General features: G+C 41.4%; 20 protein-coding genes. 6 read left to right on the top strand and 14 right to left on the bottom strand.

Annotation, left to right across the window (positions count from 1 at the left end):
- Nucleotides 1-2: 2 nt before the first annotated feature.
- Nucleotides 3-317: a YfhH family protein gene (locus ACQYAC_RS17345; protein ID WP_429943775.1), complete on the bottom strand. Its 315-nt coding sequence runs from the start codon at nucleotides 315-317 to the stop codon at nucleotides 3-5.
- 3 nt (nucleotides 318-320) lie between these two features.
- Nucleotides 321-1,112 (bottom strand): recombination regulator RecX, encoded by a 792-nt coding sequence (recX, locus tag ACQYAC_RS17340; protein ID WP_268497959.1) that lies wholly within the window; start codon nucleotides 1,110-1,112, stop codon nucleotides 321-323.
- A 94-nt stretch (nucleotides 1,113-1,206) separates the two neighbouring features.
- Here recX and ACQYAC_RS17335 point away from each other — a divergent pair, with 94 nt between their 5' ends.
- From ACQYAC_RS17335 to ACQYAC_RS17325, 3 genes are all read left to right on the top strand, one after another.
- Nucleotides 1,207-2,103: a TIGR01777 family oxidoreductase gene (locus ACQYAC_RS17335; RefSeq protein WP_429943774.1), complete on the top strand. Its 897-nt coding sequence runs from the start codon at nucleotides 1,207-1,209 to the stop codon at nucleotides 2,101-2,103.
- A 52-nt stretch (nucleotides 2,104-2,155) separates the two neighbouring features.
- A complete protein-coding gene (locus ACQYAC_RS17330) occupies nucleotides 2,156-2,266 on the top strand; it encodes a YfhE family protein (RefSeq protein WP_017358836.1) in 111 nt (36 codons plus the stop codon).
- Nucleotides 2,267-2,327: 61 nt separating this feature from the next.
- Complete coding sequence (locus tag ACQYAC_RS17325; RefSeq protein ID WP_012009317.1) at nucleotides 2,328-2,483, top strand: YfhD family protein; 156 nt, start codon at nucleotides 2,328-2,330, stop codon at nucleotides 2,481-2,483.
- 35 nt (nucleotides 2,484-2,518) lie between these two features.
- Here ACQYAC_RS17325 and ACQYAC_RS17320 read toward each other — a convergent pair whose 3' ends face one another.
- Entirely contained in the window at nucleotides 2,519-3,106 is a 588-nt protein-coding gene (locus tag ACQYAC_RS17320; RefSeq protein WP_061407129.1) for a nitroreductase family protein, read from the bottom strand.
- 272 nt (nucleotides 3,107-3,378) lie between these two features.
- Between ACQYAC_RS17320 and ACQYAC_RS17315 the strand changes: the two genes are divergently transcribed.
- Nucleotides 3,379-4,635: a transcriptional regulator gene (locus ACQYAC_RS17315; protein ID WP_061407125.1), complete on the top strand. Its 1,257-nt coding sequence runs from the start codon at nucleotides 3,379-3,381 to the stop codon at nucleotides 4,633-4,635.
- 36 nt (nucleotides 4,636-4,671) lie between these two features.
- Here the strand turns inward: ACQYAC_RS17315 and ACQYAC_RS17310 are convergent, their stop codons facing one another.
- The 3 genes from ACQYAC_RS17310 to mprF all read right to left on the bottom strand — a co-directional run bounded on the left by ACQYAC_RS17310 (nucleotide 4,672) and on the right by mprF (nucleotide 8,686).
- Nucleotides 4,672-5,139 (bottom strand): thiol-disulfide oxidoreductase DCC family protein, encoded by a 468-nt coding sequence (locus ACQYAC_RS17310; protein WP_058015767.1) that lies wholly within the window; start codon nucleotides 5,137-5,139, stop codon nucleotides 4,672-4,674.
- 336 nt (nucleotides 5,140-5,475) lie between these two features.
- On the bottom strand, nucleotides 5,476-6,024 hold the full coding sequence (locus tag ACQYAC_RS17305) for a thioredoxin family protein (RefSeq protein WP_058015766.1): 549 nt from the start codon (nucleotides 6,022-6,024) through the stop codon (nucleotides 5,476-5,478).
- A gap of 91 nt (nucleotides 6,025-6,115) precedes the next feature.
- On the bottom strand, nucleotides 6,116-8,686 hold the full coding sequence (gene mprF, locus ACQYAC_RS17300) for a bifunctional lysylphosphatidylglycerol flippase/synthetase MprF (protein WP_429943773.1): 2,571 nt from the start codon (nucleotides 8,684-8,686) through the stop codon (nucleotides 6,116-6,118).
- Nucleotides 8,687-8,854: 168 nt separating this feature from the next.
- On the opposite strand from mprF, the gene ACQYAC_RS17295 reads away from it, so the two are divergent.
- Nucleotides 8,855-9,334 (top strand): MarR family transcriptional regulator, encoded by a 480-nt coding sequence (locus ACQYAC_RS17295; RefSeq protein WP_003217817.1) that lies wholly within the window; start codon nucleotides 8,855-8,857, stop codon nucleotides 9,332-9,334.
- Between the two features lie 22 nt (nucleotides 9,335-9,356).
- On the opposite strand, the gene ACQYAC_RS17290 is transcribed toward ACQYAC_RS17295, so the two are convergent.
- The 6 genes from ACQYAC_RS17290 to ACQYAC_RS17265 all read right to left on the bottom strand — a co-directional run bounded on the left by ACQYAC_RS17290 (nucleotide 9,357) and on the right by ACQYAC_RS17265 (nucleotide 13,201).
- A complete protein-coding gene (locus ACQYAC_RS17290; RefSeq protein WP_058015764.1) occupies nucleotides 9,357-9,641 on the bottom strand; it encodes a hypothetical protein in 285 nt (94 codons plus the stop codon).
- Between the two features lie 12 nt (nucleotides 9,642-9,653).
- Nucleotides 9,654-10,181, bottom strand: coding sequence for a YfiT family bacillithiol transferase (locus ACQYAC_RS17285; protein ID WP_429943772.1), 528 nt, complete (start codon nucleotides 10,179-10,181; stop codon nucleotides 9,654-9,656).
- Entirely contained in the window at nucleotides 10,178-11,203 is a 1,026-nt protein-coding gene (locus ACQYAC_RS17280; RefSeq protein WP_429943771.1) for a zinc-binding alcohol dehydrogenase family protein, read from the bottom strand. Before ACQYAC_RS17280 ends, ACQYAC_RS17285 begins: the two co-directional genes overlap by 4 nt.
- A gap of 88 nt (nucleotides 11,204-11,291) precedes the next feature.
- Nucleotides 11,292-11,795 (bottom strand): hypothetical protein, encoded by a 504-nt coding sequence (locus ACQYAC_RS17275; RefSeq protein ID WP_058015793.1) that lies wholly within the window; start codon nucleotides 11,793-11,795, stop codon nucleotides 11,292-11,294.
- Between the two features lie 96 nt (nucleotides 11,796-11,891).
- Entirely contained in the window at nucleotides 11,892-12,638 is a 747-nt protein-coding gene (locus ACQYAC_RS17270) for an anti-sigma factor (RefSeq protein ID WP_429943770.1), read from the bottom strand.
- Nucleotides 12,635-13,201 carry an RNA polymerase sigma factor gene (locus ACQYAC_RS17265; RefSeq protein ID WP_050944756.1) on the bottom strand — a complete coding sequence of 189 codons (567 nt, stop codon included), beginning with the start codon at nucleotides 13,199-13,201 and terminating at the stop codon, nucleotides 12,635-12,637. The genes ACQYAC_RS17270 and ACQYAC_RS17265 overlap by 4 nt, the downstream gene beginning before the upstream one ends.
- A gap of 356 nt (nucleotides 13,202-13,557) precedes the next feature.
- On the opposite strand from ACQYAC_RS17265, the gene ACQYAC_RS17260 reads away from it, so the two are divergent.
- Nucleotides 13,558-13,884, top strand: a complete 327-nt coding sequence (locus ACQYAC_RS17260) for a YnfA family protein (RefSeq protein WP_169057368.1) — start codon at nucleotides 13,558-13,560, stop codon at nucleotides 13,882-13,884.
- Between the two features lie 76 nt (nucleotides 13,885-13,960).
- Here the strand turns inward: ACQYAC_RS17260 and ACQYAC_RS17255 are convergent, their stop codons facing one another.
- Together ACQYAC_RS17255 and ACQYAC_RS17250 are read right to left on the bottom strand one after the other, a co-directional pair.
- Nucleotides 13,961-15,676 carry an ABC transporter ATP-binding protein gene (locus tag ACQYAC_RS17255; protein WP_268497973.1) on the bottom strand — a complete coding sequence of 572 codons (1,716 nt, stop codon included), beginning with the start codon at nucleotides 15,674-15,676 and terminating at the stop codon, nucleotides 13,961-13,963.
- A 12-nt stretch (nucleotides 15,677-15,688) separates the two neighbouring features.
- Nucleotides 15,689-16,615, bottom strand: a complete 927-nt coding sequence (locus ACQYAC_RS17250) for an ABC transporter substrate-binding protein (RefSeq protein WP_429943769.1) — start codon at nucleotides 16,613-16,615, stop codon at nucleotides 15,689-15,691.
- Between the last annotated feature and the right edge of the window lie 50 nt (nucleotides 16,616-16,665).

Here is a 16,665-nt window from a genome sequence, read left to right as displayed (position 1 = left end):
GATCAGTCCTTTTTCGTAAGCATTGAAATTGGCAGTGCATCTTCCTTATTTGGGGCTGATACTCTGTGTCCCCACGCAAATACACCATTTAAATATTCCACGTAAAACTCTTCATCTGTATCTTTGATTTGATAAGTCGTTTTCGTTTGAATCAAGGCTGGATCTACTAAGTAGGCTTTGGCCATATCGATTTTCCGTTCTAAGACGGCATATTCATTCACAATGCCAAGCTGCTCAGCCTTTCGTGCTTTTTCAGAAAGAGAGGCTATCTCCTGCTTCAATTCGTATTCCGTAATCTCACTATAACGTTTGTCCATCTGTCATTCCCCTTTGTCTAAAACGTGATCAATTGTGTCGAGATCAAAGCCTTTTCTGAATAAAAATTGCTTCACCTTCATCCTCTTTTCAAATGATCCGTCGTATCCTACCTTTCGTTTTGCCTTCTCCATCATATAAAGGAGCGCTTCTTCTTCCTTTTCCTCTTCTTGTCCATCATAGGCTTCTTGAAGGGCTTTATCAATGATCTCAAACGAAAATCCTTTTCGCTGCAGCTGCAGCTTGATGCGCTGCTCGATCTCTTTTGCGGAACGATTTTTTTCTTTTCTCACAAGCTTCTGAACCTGCTTCACAGCTTCCTCCAGCTGTAAGTCATCAGGATATTGCGATAGTGCTTGTTCAATGTTGTCATCATCTATCCCTTTGAGCTTTAGCTCTTTTTTCAGGACGGACGGCCCTTTGCTGTTCGTTTTACGGTGGGTGCTGACATAGGCTTCCGCAAATTCAAGATCATTTACATACTTGTAATGCTTTAATTTGTGTATAATTTCACTAATGGCAGGTGCCGGGATTTCTTTTTTCGTCAAGTAATCGGTGACTTCTTTCACCGATCTCATTCGGTAGGATAAATAATCGACGGCCTGCTGAAATCCTTTTTTCACAGCATCACCGAATTGAATGTCGATGATATCGGCTTCGTCCAGCTCTTTTCCCTTTTTCAAATCGTGCTGGACGAGCACATCTAGATCCACGCTAAACGCGTACTTTTCATCAAGAAAGATGTTTACCCGCTCTGTATTGTTTTTCTGAGCGGAGATTTTTGTAATATAGGGCATCCTGTGATCACTCCTTTTTTCAAACAGTCAGGATGTTTCTTCTGATTCAAATTCGTGAAAGATATAGGTATGTATATGAGAGGAGAGATGTCAATTGAATATCGCCATCACCGGAGGAACCGGTTTTATCGGCCAGCACGTCACGAAAGTGCTCGCTGCTGAAGGACATCATCTATATATTTTAACAAGAAATCCAAAGGAATCCGAACAAAATCATTTATACTATGTGCAGTGGCTGACAGAAGGTGCTGCGCCTGAGCATGAATTGCCTGCGATTGATGTCTGGATTAACCTTGCTGGAAAATCCATTTTCACCCGCTGGACAGACAAGGCAAAAGAAGGCATCCTCTCTAGCCGTATTCAATCCACACAAGAAGTAAGGCGCATTATAGAAGCGCAGGAATCGAAACCATCTGTGCTCATTCAAGCAAGTGCTGTCGGAATTTATGGCACGTCTCAAACAGGAGATTTTACAGAGGAATCACCTCCTGCGGATACTGATTTCTTAAGTCATACATCCAAGCGTTGGGAAGCTGAGGGGCAAAAGATTGAAGCACTCGGCATTCGTACCGTCTACACACGCTTCGGCGTCGTGTTAGGAGAAAAAGGTACCTTGCCACTGATGACACTGCCATATAAACTATTTGCCGGCGGAACGATTGGCTCTGGCTCGCAATGGGTTTCATGGGTTCATGTTGAAGATGTAGCACATCTCATTGCTTATGCCATACACAATGACGACATCTCAGGTCCACTCAATGTCACATCACCGAAACCTGTTCAAATGAAACAGCTTGGACAAACGATAGCGTCTACCCTTCACCGCCCTCACTGGCTGAAGGTCCCATCCTTTGTCATTCGAACGGCACTTGGCGAAATGTCATTACTTGTTTTAGAAGGTCAGCGTGCGCTGCCAAAGAAGGCATTGCTTTCTTCTTATGACTTTTTGCATCCTGAATTAAAAGAAGCGATTTTGCATTCAAAGGAATAATTTTTGTCAAAAACACCCATCCTATTAGAAATGAGATGAGGGGGCGATTTTGATGAAGAAAAAAGAACACCAGCCAACTTCAAAGCTGAAGAAAACCCAGGAAGTCCTGTATCAGCAGGAATTCAAAAAAGCGGAAAGAGCAGCAGAAAAAAGAAACAAATAAGATGGATATTCCACTCCAACAAGCACATAACTAAAGTGATCTTGTAAAGGAGGGAAAGGCTTTGAAAAAAGACCAACACCAAAAAACCAATCACGAACTTGCAGCACAAGAGTCGGATGGCGAATATGTTGAATTTTCCAAAGAACTTGCAGATCCGAATGACGTAAAAGCAATGGCACGTATGAAAGCAGCCGACCAGCGCGCCAAAAAACAATAAGTAAAAAGCAGACCCTACAGCGGTCTGCTTTTCTTTTATTTGATTTCAGTAAGAAGACTTGATGCTTTCTGACGTGATTTTTCCTCAGGCACCTCTTCTGGATAACCAATATGAAGGATGGCAGCAAACCGCTCGTTTTCCTTTAGACCCATGTCCTGTTGAAAGCCTTTGTCGTATAAGATGCGGCCGCTCTTCCAGACCATACCGATTCCTTGATCCCAAGCAAGCAGCTGGAAGTTTTGAATGAGTGCGCTCACAGCGGCAAAATCATCATTTCTCACTACTGGGTTTTCGTCTTCCTTTAACACTACAAGTAAAAGGGCTGGAACTTTTGAAAAGTAATCTCTATATTGATTGATCTTTTCTTCCTTTGCATCTGGATTGTTGCGTTTGAAGAACGCAACGAAGCGATCAACAAATGTCGCTTTCGCTTCATCCGTCACCGCATATAGAAAGCGCCACGGCTCCGTAATTTTATGATTCGGTGCATAGACCGCATCCTCTAATAACGGCTGAAGCTGCTCAATGGTCACAGGCGTTTCTTTGAACTTCCGAATGGATCGTCTATATCTGACAGCGTCTCGTACCGTTAACGCTTCTGTTTGTTGTTTGATTTCTGGCATATGTGTCATCCTTTCAATCAATCTTAATTGAAATTGATTCTCATTCACATTATAAACATCATTTCGAACAGTTGCAAATGATGTTTCCCATCCCGTCTGCTAAAAAGTTGTTTGAGTTTTTCAAGTAATGTTACAATCATATTACGTTTTAAACAAATTTTGATAAAAAAGCCAAGATGATGAAATGATTTCAGGTATTCCCATTTTGTCTGATTCGGTTCTTTTGTCAAAAGGCTTTCAACCCATGATTGGAAGGGAGGCTTCTGGATGGAATGAAAATCAATATCGGGCAAATCATTAAGCTCTACCGGTATAAACAAAATATGACCCAATCTGAATTGGCAGAAGGAATTTGTTCTGTCTCTCATTTAAGTAAAATCGAAAATGGCTCAAAAGAGGCCAATCAAGATACGATCAATTTATTGCTTGAACGACTCGGCATCAGTCAAGAAACGCTGTCACAAAAGGCGCGTCACCTGCTGTCACTCTTGGATGAGTTTCAAATGAATATGTATTTCTATGCACTCGATCAAGCGGAACAAAATGCAGAAATGATCATTCAGCACGAGGAACAGTTCTTTTCGCTGGATTTAGGCATTCAGTATCATTTGTCCTTATTTCAATTTTATTTATTATCGGACAAGCAGCCGCTTGCCTTAAAAACACACCGCGTGCTGAAAAAATTTGAAAAAACCTTTATTGAAACGGAAAAAGAAATATTTGAATATCTAGATGGCATTCATCTCATTAAAAATGGTCAGCTTGAAGAAGGCATAAAGAAACTGGAGAGCTGCTTTTCTTATGCGTCTGTTGAACAAAGTGACCTGTATTATCACTATGCAAAAGCACTTGGAAACATGGGACATCTTGGTGATGCGCTTGAAGCAACCCATCAAGCGATGGATTTATATAGACAAAAGAACAATTTCAAACGGATCATTCACTGCACACTCATTCATGGCGTGATCTCACTGGAACTAAAAGCCTTTCAAACGGCAAAGAAATATTTAAAAGAAGTGATTTTGCACACATCCCTTTATCCTGATGCCTATATTAAAATGACCGCATATTTTTATTATGGTGTACTCTTAAAACGGGAAGGTGATTTCTCTTCAGCTGTGCCTTATTTACTAGATTCACTCAATTACTTTAATCAAGAACAGATAGAAGACCGTTACTGTGAAACTCTGTATGAAATCGCGACATTATATGCTGAATACGACCGCAAAAAGGCACTTCCTTACATACATGAGCTGTTAAAACAGCCTCGTATTCAGCCAAACTGTTTATATATGATCAAAATCTATAAATTGATGATTGAGGAAAACCCTCTTGATTTGAAAACCTATTTGATCGAAGCAGCCCTTCCTTACTTTAAACATAATGAGCTGCACAGTGAGTACTTGTTTGCTCTAAGAACCTTGCTTTCCTATGCGGCTTCTGAGCTTGACGAACGTACCTATATGTCCTACACGAAAACGCTGCTTCATCATCTTGCATCATATGTCCCCTATTACAAAAAAGCATGACCTTCTGCCGATCGAAGGTCATGCTTTTCCTATTCATTAAATGGTCTTCTGTTGATCTGTATCAGGACGGGTGACTTGTTTGACTGAATGAACATACCGTTTTCTCGCAAAGTAATCGTACGCATGCTGCCCAAAGCCTAACCAAATGCTGAGCACGATGAATGGGATCGTTCCCCATAATGCAGGGATATTGCAAGCAATTTTCAGCAATGTATAGATCCCCGAATTTTTTTGGTTTTTGGCTAAGGAAATTGACACGATTCGCTTTTCTGCCTTTTCTTCACTTATTTTGTTCAGTTTGAGCAGCTGCGAGTGTCGAAAGGATTCAAAATGAATACGGTTCTTCCAATCGAGAGCTTTCAACAAGTCTATCGCTTTTGCACATGAAGGACTTTGCCCGTCATAAAACACAAGCAGCCTAAGTGATTTGATGGAACGCTGTTCTCTTTTTTTCGATTCAGCGAGCTTCTTTTTTTCTTGATCGAGATAAATGATTTTTTTCATAGATTGATCGCCAGCCCTTTTCCGTCATTTGTTTTTTAGTTCGTTCAAAGGAGATTACAACTAGATTACTATAGTTGCTGGGCCTCTTGTATTGGGAAAAAGCAAACCAACGTGCGTTATATGAGCCTTTAGATAAGGGCAAAATTGAGGTTTTCATGGCACATATGAGGTTTTTCAACTAAAAATGGTTGGGAAAATCGTGATGCGTTGCGGTTTTCTGCGGTTTTTTGTAGAATTCTGCGGTTTTTCTACATCTTTATGCGGTGTTTTGTAGGTGAAACGCAAAAACAAGATAAAAAAAGACTACTTCCCGTTGCGGCGAAGTAGTCTTTTGGTTTATATTTTTTCCAAAACTTCTACTATTTCTTTCTCAATATCTTTCCATAAGTAACGATCTGTCGTATAGTGATGTGCGGCTTCTTTCGCAAATACTTGAAAAGCTTCCTCAAAATCAGGAGCATCCTTGTCTGGTTTTTTCTCATCAACAAAGCGCTGTGCTTCTGTTGAGCGTGGTCCCCATTTTCCTACTTCATTCCCGTCTTGATCAATGATCACGATAATCGGAATCGATCTTGCGGTTCCGTTCGTTAAATACTGATCCATCAGGTCTAGATGCTCGTCCCGAATGAAATAGCGCGCTTCAATGAGTGCTTCACTTGCAATACGCATGAAAATTGGTACATTGACCATCGCATCTCCGCACCAATCCGCTGTGATGACAAGCGCTCTGAGCTTTTTCTTTTGCAGCTTTTGAAGCAGCTCTTTTTCTTTTTGATGAATTGCGTACTGGTTGTACACCGTGAGTAGATTTTCTCGGTTTTTCTCCATGTTGTGTACATATGTACGTTCAGTTAATCCCTTTGCAAACCATTCATTTAATGTCATATTTACATCCCCCTTACTCTTCAACTTTACCACTTTTGCTATTCTTTTGTCTAAAAAAACCTTCACCTAGTGAAAGGTAAAGGTTTTTGATCTATGGACGCCGGTTGCGATTTGGGTCCATCCCTATCAGCTTGGTGACAAGCACCATTGTGACAGGTAAAGATGTATTCTTTTTATACGCTAAATATTTTCCGCGCCATTCAGGTTTATATTTCTGTTTAAACGAGCGTAATCCACTGAAGCTGTACATAAATCTGACGTTGTTGAAAATAACACTCGCCAAACGCTCCGTAAGAAAGGACTGATGAAATGTTCCTACATTTGATAAAGGCGCCATTCCCATGTTAAAGGATTTGTAGCCTTTTTCTTTCGCCCATTGAAAAAGGTGGATAAACAGCGCATCCATCATCCCGTTCGGTGCATCATGCATATGACGCATAAGGTCGATCGATATCTCCCCTTCTTGATACATCGGCATTAATGACACAAAAGAAATGATCTCCCCATGTTCATCCTTCAGTATCGCAATTGGTGCTTTTTGAAGATAATCTTCTTGAAAATAGCCGAGCGAAAACCCTTTTTCTTTTTTCTTTCCAAGCCAGCTATCAGAAATCTGTTTTAAGGTTGAGATCAGCTCATCTGAAAAAGGAGGTTCCAGCATGTCAAACGTATAGCCTTCTCGTTCAAACTTATTGGCCACAGCCCGTAAATTTGATTTTTTCTTACCGGAGAGAGAGAACGTTTCTAAATCGACCATGGCTTCTTCTCCAAGCTTAAAGAAATGAAAGCCTAAGTCATGGTAGAGCGCCATCCCTTCCCGTTCTACTTGATAAAAAGCGACCCGATAGCCTGCTTTTTCTGTCTGCTGTAAAAACTCTTCAAGCACAAGTGGATAGGATGCTTTACGTCCTGAGGGATCTCCGAGCACAATGACGCAGCGGCCAATACGTCCAAATTGAAGCATCGCCTCTCCATCACTTGAGAAAAATAATTTTTTATCGCCTAAAAAGCCAAGATGACTAAGGGCATTGCCGCCCTTTTCTTCTAAAAATGTTTTTAGTTTTTCCTCATCTGCTTTTTCTCCAATCGGAAATGCTTTCTTATTAAAAATCAATTTACTAATGAAGAAGAAAAGCGGTACACCGATAAGTGCAATCATGCTTGTCATCGTGATGTGCCGTTCATTATGCACGAGGTAATCCTTACTCAAGAAATGCCCGATTTTGGTCCAAATAAAGTTGCCGATGACGTTATAGTTAAACAGCACGAGTAAATAACCAGCGGCAGCCGCTACAAACTGATACAACGAATAAGGAGCCTGCTGCTTCACAAATTGATTTCGAAGAGAGAAAAAGACAGCCATGATGACTGGCAGTATAAAGATGAGACTCAGGTTAAAGCCTTTTAACAAAGTAAACACAAAGCCGCCTGCTAGTGCGATCATCGTCAGCACGTATGATCTTTTCGTTCGTTTGTACACTTCAATGGACAAAACCATCAGGATAATGCCGAACATTAAAGAAAGACCATTAAATCCTGATAACAAAAAGCGTGGGATGTTCGTAATTACGCCTAATCGATCGACAGGAAGGACAACAGACGCCATAATGAGCAAGCCGCTTCCGAAGGTTAAAATTGATAATGATCCGTACAGTAAACGGATTAATAAAGCACGGTGCAGCACAATTAAGACGTTCGTTGTTTCTACGGCTGGTGCCATTCTGGGATTGCCTTCAAGACGTCTAAGCGTCGTTCCCGTTAAATCATAAGCAGCTAGACAAAGCCCAAGGATAAACGGGAAGATCGAGTACACGAAGCGGTACAAAACGAGCGCCGTCAGCACCATCTCTTTATCAAACCCAATGTACTGCATACTCAATAAAAAGATGAGGTCAAACGAACCAAAACCGCCCGGAACCATACTGATTAAACCGCCAATTGACGCAATCGCAAATACACCTAATACAATCCGGACATCGACATTCATCCCCATAGAGACGACAGCCATGTACATGACAAGACCAGCTGCGAGCCATTCTAAAAACGATGCACCAATATAAGCGTAAATCGGATGCTTCAGTCCGCTTTCACCGCTCTCAATTGAGCTTTTCCGTATGGACGCCATAATGATGTAAATAGGCACAATACAAGCAAAGATGATCACAAAAGCCCACAGCCACGGCTCTTGGCTGATAATACTTTCAACAGGAAGCACCCTCACCAAGATCAGATCGCTGAAAATAGATAACCCCAAAAGGACCGAGGAAGTCAAAAGGGCAATGCCTTTGAGCAGTTTTTTCGTATCGGTTATGTACTCCTTATATAGAAGTGTTCTAAGCCCTGCTCCTGATAGACCGCCGAACCCAAGGACACTGTTAAAGGAGTTCGCAATCCAAGAAATGCGAATCGTTTTCCAGCCGCTGATGGGCATATTCAGGCTTTTTCGTAAAATAAAATCATATAAGGACATCGATAACACTGCAACCAGTCCAAGAAAGACAAGAATAAACAAGTCCATTCGATTCAAGCTGTCAATGATATAGAACGTTTTTTTAATGGAAAGGCCGCTCAGTTCCTTCTTGGCGACAAATATTAAGACAAGGATAATCACGATCGGAAAAAGCATTTTTAAGATCGTCATACCCGTTTTTTTGTTCCACATGTTTTTCCCAACTTTCTAAGTTGCTTCATTTATTTCGACTGAACATTATTATACAACAAATACCACTTGATTCATGCAGTTTAACATTCAAAAGCTTGACGAACCTTTCAATTAGAAGTAAAAATCAGTAATATAGAGAAAAGAGCCGCTTAAAGGAAGTGAACAAGCGTGGAATACAATATTCATGACACCACAGTATTAAAAGAAGAGATTCTATCTCCAGAGGAAAAAAAGACATGGGTGCTTTATATGAAAGTACTCACAGCTGCAGGTCTTGGAGATGTGTCAGAATGGATGAAGCTCGATATGAGTATGCCTCAAATGAAGGTACTCATGCTGCTCAATAACCATGGCTCTCTCAAGGTATCCGAAATCGCTGAAAAAATGGGCGCTTCTTTGTCCAATATGACAGGTCTGCTTGATCGGTTAGAACAGTCTCATTTTGTTGAACGAAAGCACTCTGAGCGTGACCGGAGAATCATTGTCGTCGAACTAACTGAGGAAGCGAAAAATATTTTCAGAAGCATTTATCAAAAAGGACACGAAAAAATCAAAAACTCCCTGCAACGGCTTAATGACGAGGAAAAAGAAAAAGTCAACGAAGGGCTGGCTATTTTAGAAAAAGCACTGCGTCCTGAACGCGGCTAAACATGAAAAGGAAAAAAGACGGTCACTTGAGATCCGTCTTTTTTAGTTCTTCTTCTACTTGTTTATCTGAGAGGATGAAGGTTTTTTGAAGAACGACTCTGTCATCCCATAAAAGATAGGCTAAACCGATGATGAGAAATAGAATGCTGATCCACGTACCGCCAGGGAGCAGCTGTTCAAGTTCCTCAATCGTTCTTTCTGAGCCTAAGCTGTTACTATAGCGTATCTCAAAAAGCACATATTTCGCTAAATAAAACAATGCCGCCATACAAATAAACATGGCGCCGACAATTCTTCTACCAGACATGCGTTTACTCCTTTAATTCCACTGATTTCTTTTGATTAATTCCGTGATATGGGCAAGATGATGCTTTGAGTGCCAGACGTACATACCTGTTGCATCATATAAGGACACCGTTTGTTGATCGGCTGGGTGATAATAAGAAGCGTTGAAGTCTTCCTCTGACATTCCCCGCAGTAAAGTGACCCACCTGCGATGCAGACTGCTGATTAAGGGCAGTGATAGGCTGATGGGCGCTTTGCTGTCTGGAAGCTCGGCGAATCCCGCCTGATCATATGGACGTATGTGCGGTGTTTCTTCTGTGAGCGCAAGCTTGAATCGTAAGTATGCATTCAGATGACTGTCTGCTACATGATGAATAAGCTGACGGACGGTCCATCCTCCAGGCCGATAAGGTGTATCCAGCTGAGCATCTGTCAATTGATTGGTGACCGTTTCATATTCTTGGGGAATCTCAGCCAACCGATCAATCCATGACTCTAGCTGTTCCTTTGTTTTATTTTCAACCGGTTCATATAAGCCAATCGGATATTGTAATGACGTCATACCCTCTCCCCTTTCTCAAATCCTTCTAGTACAAATTTACCAATCATCTTTCCTTGTTCAAGGGTTTGATGTGCCTGCTTCAAGTTAGCAGCATTGATCGGACTGAGAACCTTTGTTAAGGTATGCGTTATTTTTCCCTGCTCAAATAACTCACCCGCCTCTGTCAAAAGCTCATGCTGTTTGATCATGTCCGCTGTTTCATACATAGGGCGTGTGAACATGAATTCCCATACAAATGCCGCACTTTTATTTTTGAGTAATTGAATGTCTAGGTTGTGCTGGTTTTCGACAATGGTACAGATCGTTCCTTGCGGTTTTATGGCTTCTGCCATCCCTTTGAAATGTCCGTCTGTATCATTTAGGCATAAAATGAAATCCACTTCGCCTATTTCTTTTTCCTGAAGCTGCGCAAGAAGCGGCTCATGATGATCAATGATATGATCAGCACCTAATGACAGACACCACTCTCTTGTTTCAGGTCTCGATGCAGTGGCGATCACAGTGGCATTTGCTAATTTGGCTAGTTGTATGGCAATAGAACCTACTCCGCCTGCACCGCCGATGATGAGCAGTGTTGCCCCTTCTGCATTTCGTTTCATATGCATCCGGTCAAATAAAGCCTCATAAGCCGTAATTGTTGTAAGGGGCATTGCGGCTGCTTCTGCAAAGGATAGATTGGCAGGCTTTTTTGCCACAATCCGTTCATCCACAAGCTGATACTCACTATTTGAGCCTTGACGCGTGATATCCCCCGCATAGTATACGTGATCACCTGGCTGAAATAATGTACACGCTTCGCCGACTTCAACAACTGTACCGCTTGCATCATAGCCAAGAATTTTCAGTTTTTCTTCCTTCTGATCCTTCGGTGATCTCACCTTCGTATCAACTGGATTCACTGACACAGCTTCAATCTTCACCAGTATATCCCTGCCCGTTGCTTTAGGCTTTTCTACTTCCTGGTCCATCAAGCTTTGCTCATGCTCGATCGGTAAGTACTCCAATAGTCCAACAGCTTTCACTCGCTTGCACTCCCTTTCTCTATGCTTCTTTTCCACATTTTATCATAATTTTCTGATGTTTATGGGTAATCAAACGAGTGAATGCACATTAAGAACTTTTCAAAGCCTTTCTCTCCCTTGCTATATAAGAAGGGCGTGCCTTTTGCAATGAAGGAACATAGGAAAACCAGCTTGTGGATTTAAAGAATAGCTGAACGTAATAAAACTGGATGTGCTGAAGAGAAAAGAGCATGAATAGAAAAATAGCTAGTAAAAGAGTTAGGTGATCAGCTGCTCCATGTATCCATTCCGTGATAAAGAAAACAACAAAACCGATCATGATCAACTGTTCCAGCCTTTGCATGAGCTGGGTCAAGACATGTCCTCGTTTCGATAGATCACCAGACTGGCGCTTCCTGATCTTTCTCGATTTATAAAACCAAATGGTACATTCTACTAAGTTATGAGTCATAAAAAGAGCGATGAGGGCGATCAATAAAGGTGATGGGGTATAAAGGACTTGTGCAACGAATGGAAACACTAAAAAATAACATGCAATACATGCGTGTCTCACTGATAAGAGAAATAGTTCTTTTTCTATGTATGGTTTCATCTGTTTCACCTCCATATGTACTACGTCTGCTCTGCCAAAAAGTTCCCTCTGCTTATCAAAAAAGGATGCCAAAAAGGCATCCTTCCTGAATCATATTTAAAATGCAGCGCTTAGTACGACAGGTCCTTGCGGCAGCTTGTTATCCTTTTTTGGTTCAAGGGTGACTGCCACGGTATCCCATGATTCGCTTGCTTCTTTTTCAGATAACGCATAGGTGACGGTTCCTTCTCCTTTGTTATCTGTTTTAAAGGCACCAGCTGGTACCGGCTGATCTCCTTTAATGAGCCACACTTGATAAACAGCAGATGAATCAAGCTGATCCTTTAATCCGTCTGCACTCACAACCAGCTCTTTTTTGCCGTTATGCTCAATCACTGAAAAAGCACCCGTTGTTTTTGGTGATGCGGCTGATGCCAGTGATTTTGTCGCAACAACTCTGACAGGTTCTTCCGCCTGTTCTTTTCCATTCGATAAGAAATACACGTTTCCAGCTGCTGAAATGAGAAGCAGTGCAGCAACGAGAGGCAATAGCCACTGGTTTCGTTTCTTTTGAAGTGGTTTCATCTCGTTTGGTTCACGTGCTGCCTTGAGGTCTTTTCTATGGCTATTCTTTTCTTCGACTGTCTCTTCTTCAAACACCTGGGATAAAATACGGTCTTTCATCCCTGCCGGAGGTGTTTGGTCACCTGCTAGAAATGGAATGTCAGACATGAGCGATGTCAATTCTTCAAGCTCTTCTTTGCAAGCTGAGCAGTGCTTGAGATGCTCTTCAAATTGTGCTTTTTCCTCTCCTTGGATATGCCCGTTGAAATAATCAATCACTTGATGTTTACACTGAGTCATGCCTCTTCCTCCTTTCCTCCGCGAGACAGTCTCGTCCGTAAGTGTTTCAATGACAATCGAACTCTTCCCTTCACCGTTCCAATCGGGATGCCTAGCTTTTCAGCAATGCTTTTTTGTGTCATTCCTTTAAAATAGACATCTTCTATGATGGTTTGCTGTTCTTTTGACAATGTAGATACTGCTTCACGTATGATTTGTTTTTCCTCGTTCCATTCGACTTCCTTTGATACATCTTCTTGATGATCGGCTAAATATTCAATATGCTCATCTTCTAGTGCCGTTTCGTTCCGGTGCTTTCTTAGAAGATCAATGGCCGTGTTGCGTGACATCATGAATAACCACGAGGAGAATTTCCCTTTATCCGTATGGTATTCTCCTATGCCGCGCCAGAGCTTGATAAAGACTTCTTGAAGCACTTCCTCCGCAAGCTCACGGCTTCCAGTCATTTTATAAATAAACGAATATAACACACGTTCATAACGATCATACAGCACTTCAAGCGAAGGCTTGTGACGATCAAATTTGATCTTGTGATACAGCTCAGAATCTTTCAGTGTATCCATGGTCATCTCCTTCCTTTTTCATGAGAAAGAGCATGCTGCATTCATCATGAAATCCTTCACGTATTGCTTATCACTCGATTTGCTGAAATAAGCCTACTTTGTACTTTACTCTTTTTTCAAGGAGAAAAAAAGAGCGCCGAAAAAGGAAATGTGCTCCTCATGAGAATGTACTTACTGTACGAAAAGCAAGGCCATTTGGATCACTTATATCTAAAAAGTCAAGAATCCATGTGTTTCCATTCTCTGTTCAGTTGATTTTAGCAGACTCTCATGTCCCTCACAATGGAAATGAAGTAGAACGCATTTTTTCAACATGTCATAATAGAAGGTAACGAAATGAATTGGAGTGTCCTTACATGATCTTGACGATCGTTCTTTTTTTATTAGCAGGAATAGCAGAAATTGGCGGCGGCTATCTTGTGTGGCTTTGGCTGCGTGAAGCAAAACCTATCAGCTTCGGGATCGCCGGCAGCCTCATCCTCGTCGCTTATGGGGTCATCCCTACCTTCCAGCAGTTCCCGACTTTCGGACGGGTTTATGCGGCTTATGGCGGTGTGTTTGTGGTTCTTGCTGTGTTTTGGGGCTGGTGGGTCGATCGAAAAACGCCTGATCTCTATGACTGGATGGGTGCTTTGATCTGTTTAGCCGGGGTCAGTGTGATGTTATTTGCGCCCCGCAGTTAATTGTCTCATGTCTACAAAACAAAAAGGGCTAAAATAAGGTTATTTTAGCCCTTTTTCTTCTTTTTTAGCGCAAAGTTTACATTGTAAATTGTGTTTCGTATAACCGGCGGTACAGACCGTTCATTTTGAGTAACTCTTCATGCTTTCCTTGCTCTTTTACGCCTTCATTTGTGAGAACGATAATGCGGTCAGCATGCTGTATTGTCGCTAAACGATGCGCAATAATAAAGGTCGTTCGTCCCTGAGCCAGCTCTTCTAGTGATGCTTGGATAAAAGACTCTGTCTCGGTATCAAGCGAAGAGGTCGCCTCATCTAAAATGAAAATCGGCGGATTTTTTAAGAAAATACGTGCTATGGAGATACGCTGCTTTTGTCCGCCAGATAACATCATCCCGCGCTCACCGATGACCGTATCAAGCCCTTTTGGCAAACTATTGACTAAATCCATCAGCTGAGCCTTCTCTACTGCCTGCCAAACTTCCTCTTCCGATGCATCCAGTTTTCCGTATAGGATGTTTTCACGTATCGTTCCATGAAATAAATAAATCTCTTGCTGCACGACACCAATTTGAGAACGCAGCGATGCAAGTGTCATCTTTCTCGTTTCTATGCCATCAATTGTAATGCTCCCCTCCTGCCATTCATAAAAACGGGGAATCAGACTGCAAAGGGTCGATTTCCCAGCACCAGATGGGCCGACAATGGCAATTTTCTCTCCCTGTTTGACCTCTAGATTGATGTCATGCAGCACCGGTTTGTTTGATTCATATTGAAAAGAAACGTGGTCAAAAATGATATTTCCTTTTAACTGCTGGACTTCGATTGCATCCTCATCATCCTTTTCATCTGGTGTTTGATCGATGAGTGATGCGAATCGTTTAAAGCCGGCTGCACCTTTTGGATACATTTCAATAACTGCATTAATTTGTTGAATTGGTCCTAAGAAAATACCTGTTAATAGGACGAATGAAACAAATTCGCCATACGTCATATTTTTTTGCAATACAAACCATGCACCACACACGAGGCCAAATACTGTGACGCTTTTAATGAGGAAATGACTCACTGCTGTATGAACTGCCATCATTTGATACGTTGTCAGTTTTGTTTTTCTAAACTCCTCGTTATGCTCGATAAAACGATCCATTTCATGTGACTCATTTCCGAATGCTTTCACCACACGAATGCCGCTAATATTGTTTTCCACTCGTGAATGGAATTGTCCAATGCTTGAAAACATTTTATCAAAAGCAGCAGACATTTTTTTCGTAAAGTAGACGGATAATCCGATCAAGAATGGAACGACAATAAATGTAAGAACCGCAAGCTGCCAGTTAATCGATAGCATGAGGCCAAATGCGCCCGTTAATGTCATAATGGCAATAAATAAATCCTCTGGGCCGTGATGTGCCATCTCTCCAATATCCATCAAGTCATTGGTCATACGAGAAACGAGCTTGCCTGTTTTCTTTTGGTCAAAGAAGCGGAAGGACATTCTCTGTACATGAGAGAATAGCTGGTTCCTCATATCAGTCTCAATATTGATGCCCAGCTTATGGCCAAAATAGGTCACAACGTAATGCATGGTGGAACTGATAACGTATAAAACGAGCAGCAAACTGCCCCAGAACCAAATGGCTTCCCAATTACCATTTGGCAGTAAATCGTCCATCACTTTACTGATGGCTAGTGGAAAGGATAGTTCGAGTAAGGCTGCCAGTACCGCACAGGAAAAATCTAATATAAATAGTCCCATATAGGGTTTGTAGTATGAAAAAAAGCGTTTGAACAATTGACAGACCTCCTACTGATGAGATAAATCTGTCAATATATCAGCAAATTTTTCAGCTTGATTCATGACTGCAATTGGATCATAAGGCCAAAAGAATTCTGCATCCAGTTGATAGGTTTGCTCCTTTTTGACAGCTTTTAAACTCTTCCAAATGGAATTATTTTTATCAAATGTCCCGCCATTTGATTCATCAATGAATATATAATCTCCTGCATATTTCGGAAGGGTTTCATAGGAGAGTACTTCGTAGCCTGTTTTACTGTTTAAAATTGTATCTTCGACCTCTTTCGGTGGGTTCATTTTCAGTTGTTGATAGAGCGCTTGTCCACCTCGGTAAATTCCGTTCCCATACACATACACATCATTTTTAAATGCGCCCATGATGGACACTGTTTCATTCTCTTTTAATGCAGACTTCACTTTTTTTCGAGCTGTTTCAATTCGTTGATCAAAGGAGGCGAGAAATGCCTTTCCTTCCTCTTCTTTGTTTAACACTTTAGCCAAAGTCGTGATTTCTTCATGTGCATCTTTGAATGAACTGTAAGGATATACGAGTGTTGGCGCTATTTTTTTATACACATCATAGACTTTTTCGTCCTGTACTGCTGTGATAATCAGATCAGGCTTTAAGCTAAGTACTTTTTCAGCTGAACGTTCGTCACTAATGTCCTCTATACCTTTGATCTTGTCCTTCAAGTGTACATTCTTTAAATCTTGTGTTGTTGCACCTACTGGATGAACATCCAATGCAATGGCACTGCCTAAATATCCATCTATGAGAATACGTTTTGGATTTGCTGGAATGTCGATTTTTCCTTTTACTGTCTCAATGGTTTTCGTTTGTTCCTTTGTTTCTGCCGTTTTGGCTTGTTCTTTATGACCACAGGCTGACAATATCAGCATGAGGATGACAGCACATATCCAATATGTCTTTTTCATATGAGTATTCCTCCTTCATTCCCTGATATAAATGAGAATAGTTATCAATT

The organism is Bacillus sp. MM09(2025) (assembly GCF_050496725.1).
Classification (GTDB): domain Bacteria; phylum Bacillota; class Bacilli; order Bacillales; family Bacillaceae; genus Bacillus; species Bacillus pumilus.
Note: the sequence above shows the minus strand (reverse complement) of the source record. Positions and strands in the feature narration are given on the sequence as shown.

Coding starts and splice junctions, on each gene's coding strand:
- ACQYAC_RS17345 (WP_429943775.1), bottom strand. CDS start 317: ATGGACAAACGTTATAGTGAGATTACGGAATACGAATTGAAGCAGGAG.
- recX (WP_268497959.1), bottom strand. CDS start 1,112: ATGCCCTATATTACAAAAATCTCCGCTCAGAAAAACAATACAGAGCGG.
- ACQYAC_RS17330 (WP_017358836.1), top strand. CDS start 2,156: ATGAAGAAAAAAGAACACCAGCCAACTTCAAAGCTGAAGAAAACCCAG.
- ACQYAC_RS17320 (WP_061407129.1), bottom strand. CDS start 3,106: ATGCCAGAAATCAAACAACAAACAGAAGCGTTAACGGTACGAGACGCT.
- ACQYAC_RS17315 (WP_061407125.1), top strand. CDS start 3,379: ATGAAAATCAATATCGGGCAAATCATTAAGCTCTACCGGTATAAACAA.
- ACQYAC_RS17310 (WP_058015767.1), bottom strand. CDS start 5,139: ATGAAAAAAATCATTTATCTCGATCAAGAAAAAAAGAAGCTCGCTGAA.
- ACQYAC_RS17305 (WP_058015766.1), bottom strand. CDS start 6,024: ATGACATTAAATGAATGGTTTGCAAAGGGATTAACTGAACGTACATAT.
- mprF (WP_429943773.1), bottom strand. CDS start 8,686: ATGTGGAACAAAAAAACGGGTATGACGATCTTAAAAATGCTTTTTCCG.
- ACQYAC_RS17290 (WP_058015764.1), bottom strand. CDS start 9,641: ATGTCTGGTAGAAGAATTGTCGGCGCCATGTTTATTTGTATGGCGGCA.
- ACQYAC_RS17285 (WP_429943772.1), bottom strand. CDS start 10,181: ATGACGTCATTACAATATCCGATTGGCTTATATGAACCGGTTGAAAAT.
- ACQYAC_RS17275 (WP_058015793.1), bottom strand. CDS start 11,795: ATGAAACCATACATAGAAAAAGAACTATTTCTCTTATCAGTGAGACAC.
- ACQYAC_RS17270 (WP_429943770.1), bottom strand. CDS start 12,638: ATGACTCAGTGTAAACATCAAGTGATTGATTATTTCAACGGGCATATC.
- ACQYAC_RS17265 (WP_050944756.1), bottom strand. CDS start 13,201: ATGGATACACTGAAAGATTCTGAGCTGTATCACAAGATCAAATTTGAT.
- ACQYAC_RS17260 (WP_169057368.1), top strand. CDS start 13,558: ATGATCTTGACGATCGTTCTTTTTTTATTAGCAGGAATAGCAGAAATT.
- ACQYAC_RS17250 (WP_429943769.1), bottom strand. CDS start 16,615: ATGAAAAAGACATATTGGATATGTGCTGTCATCCTCATGCTGATATTG.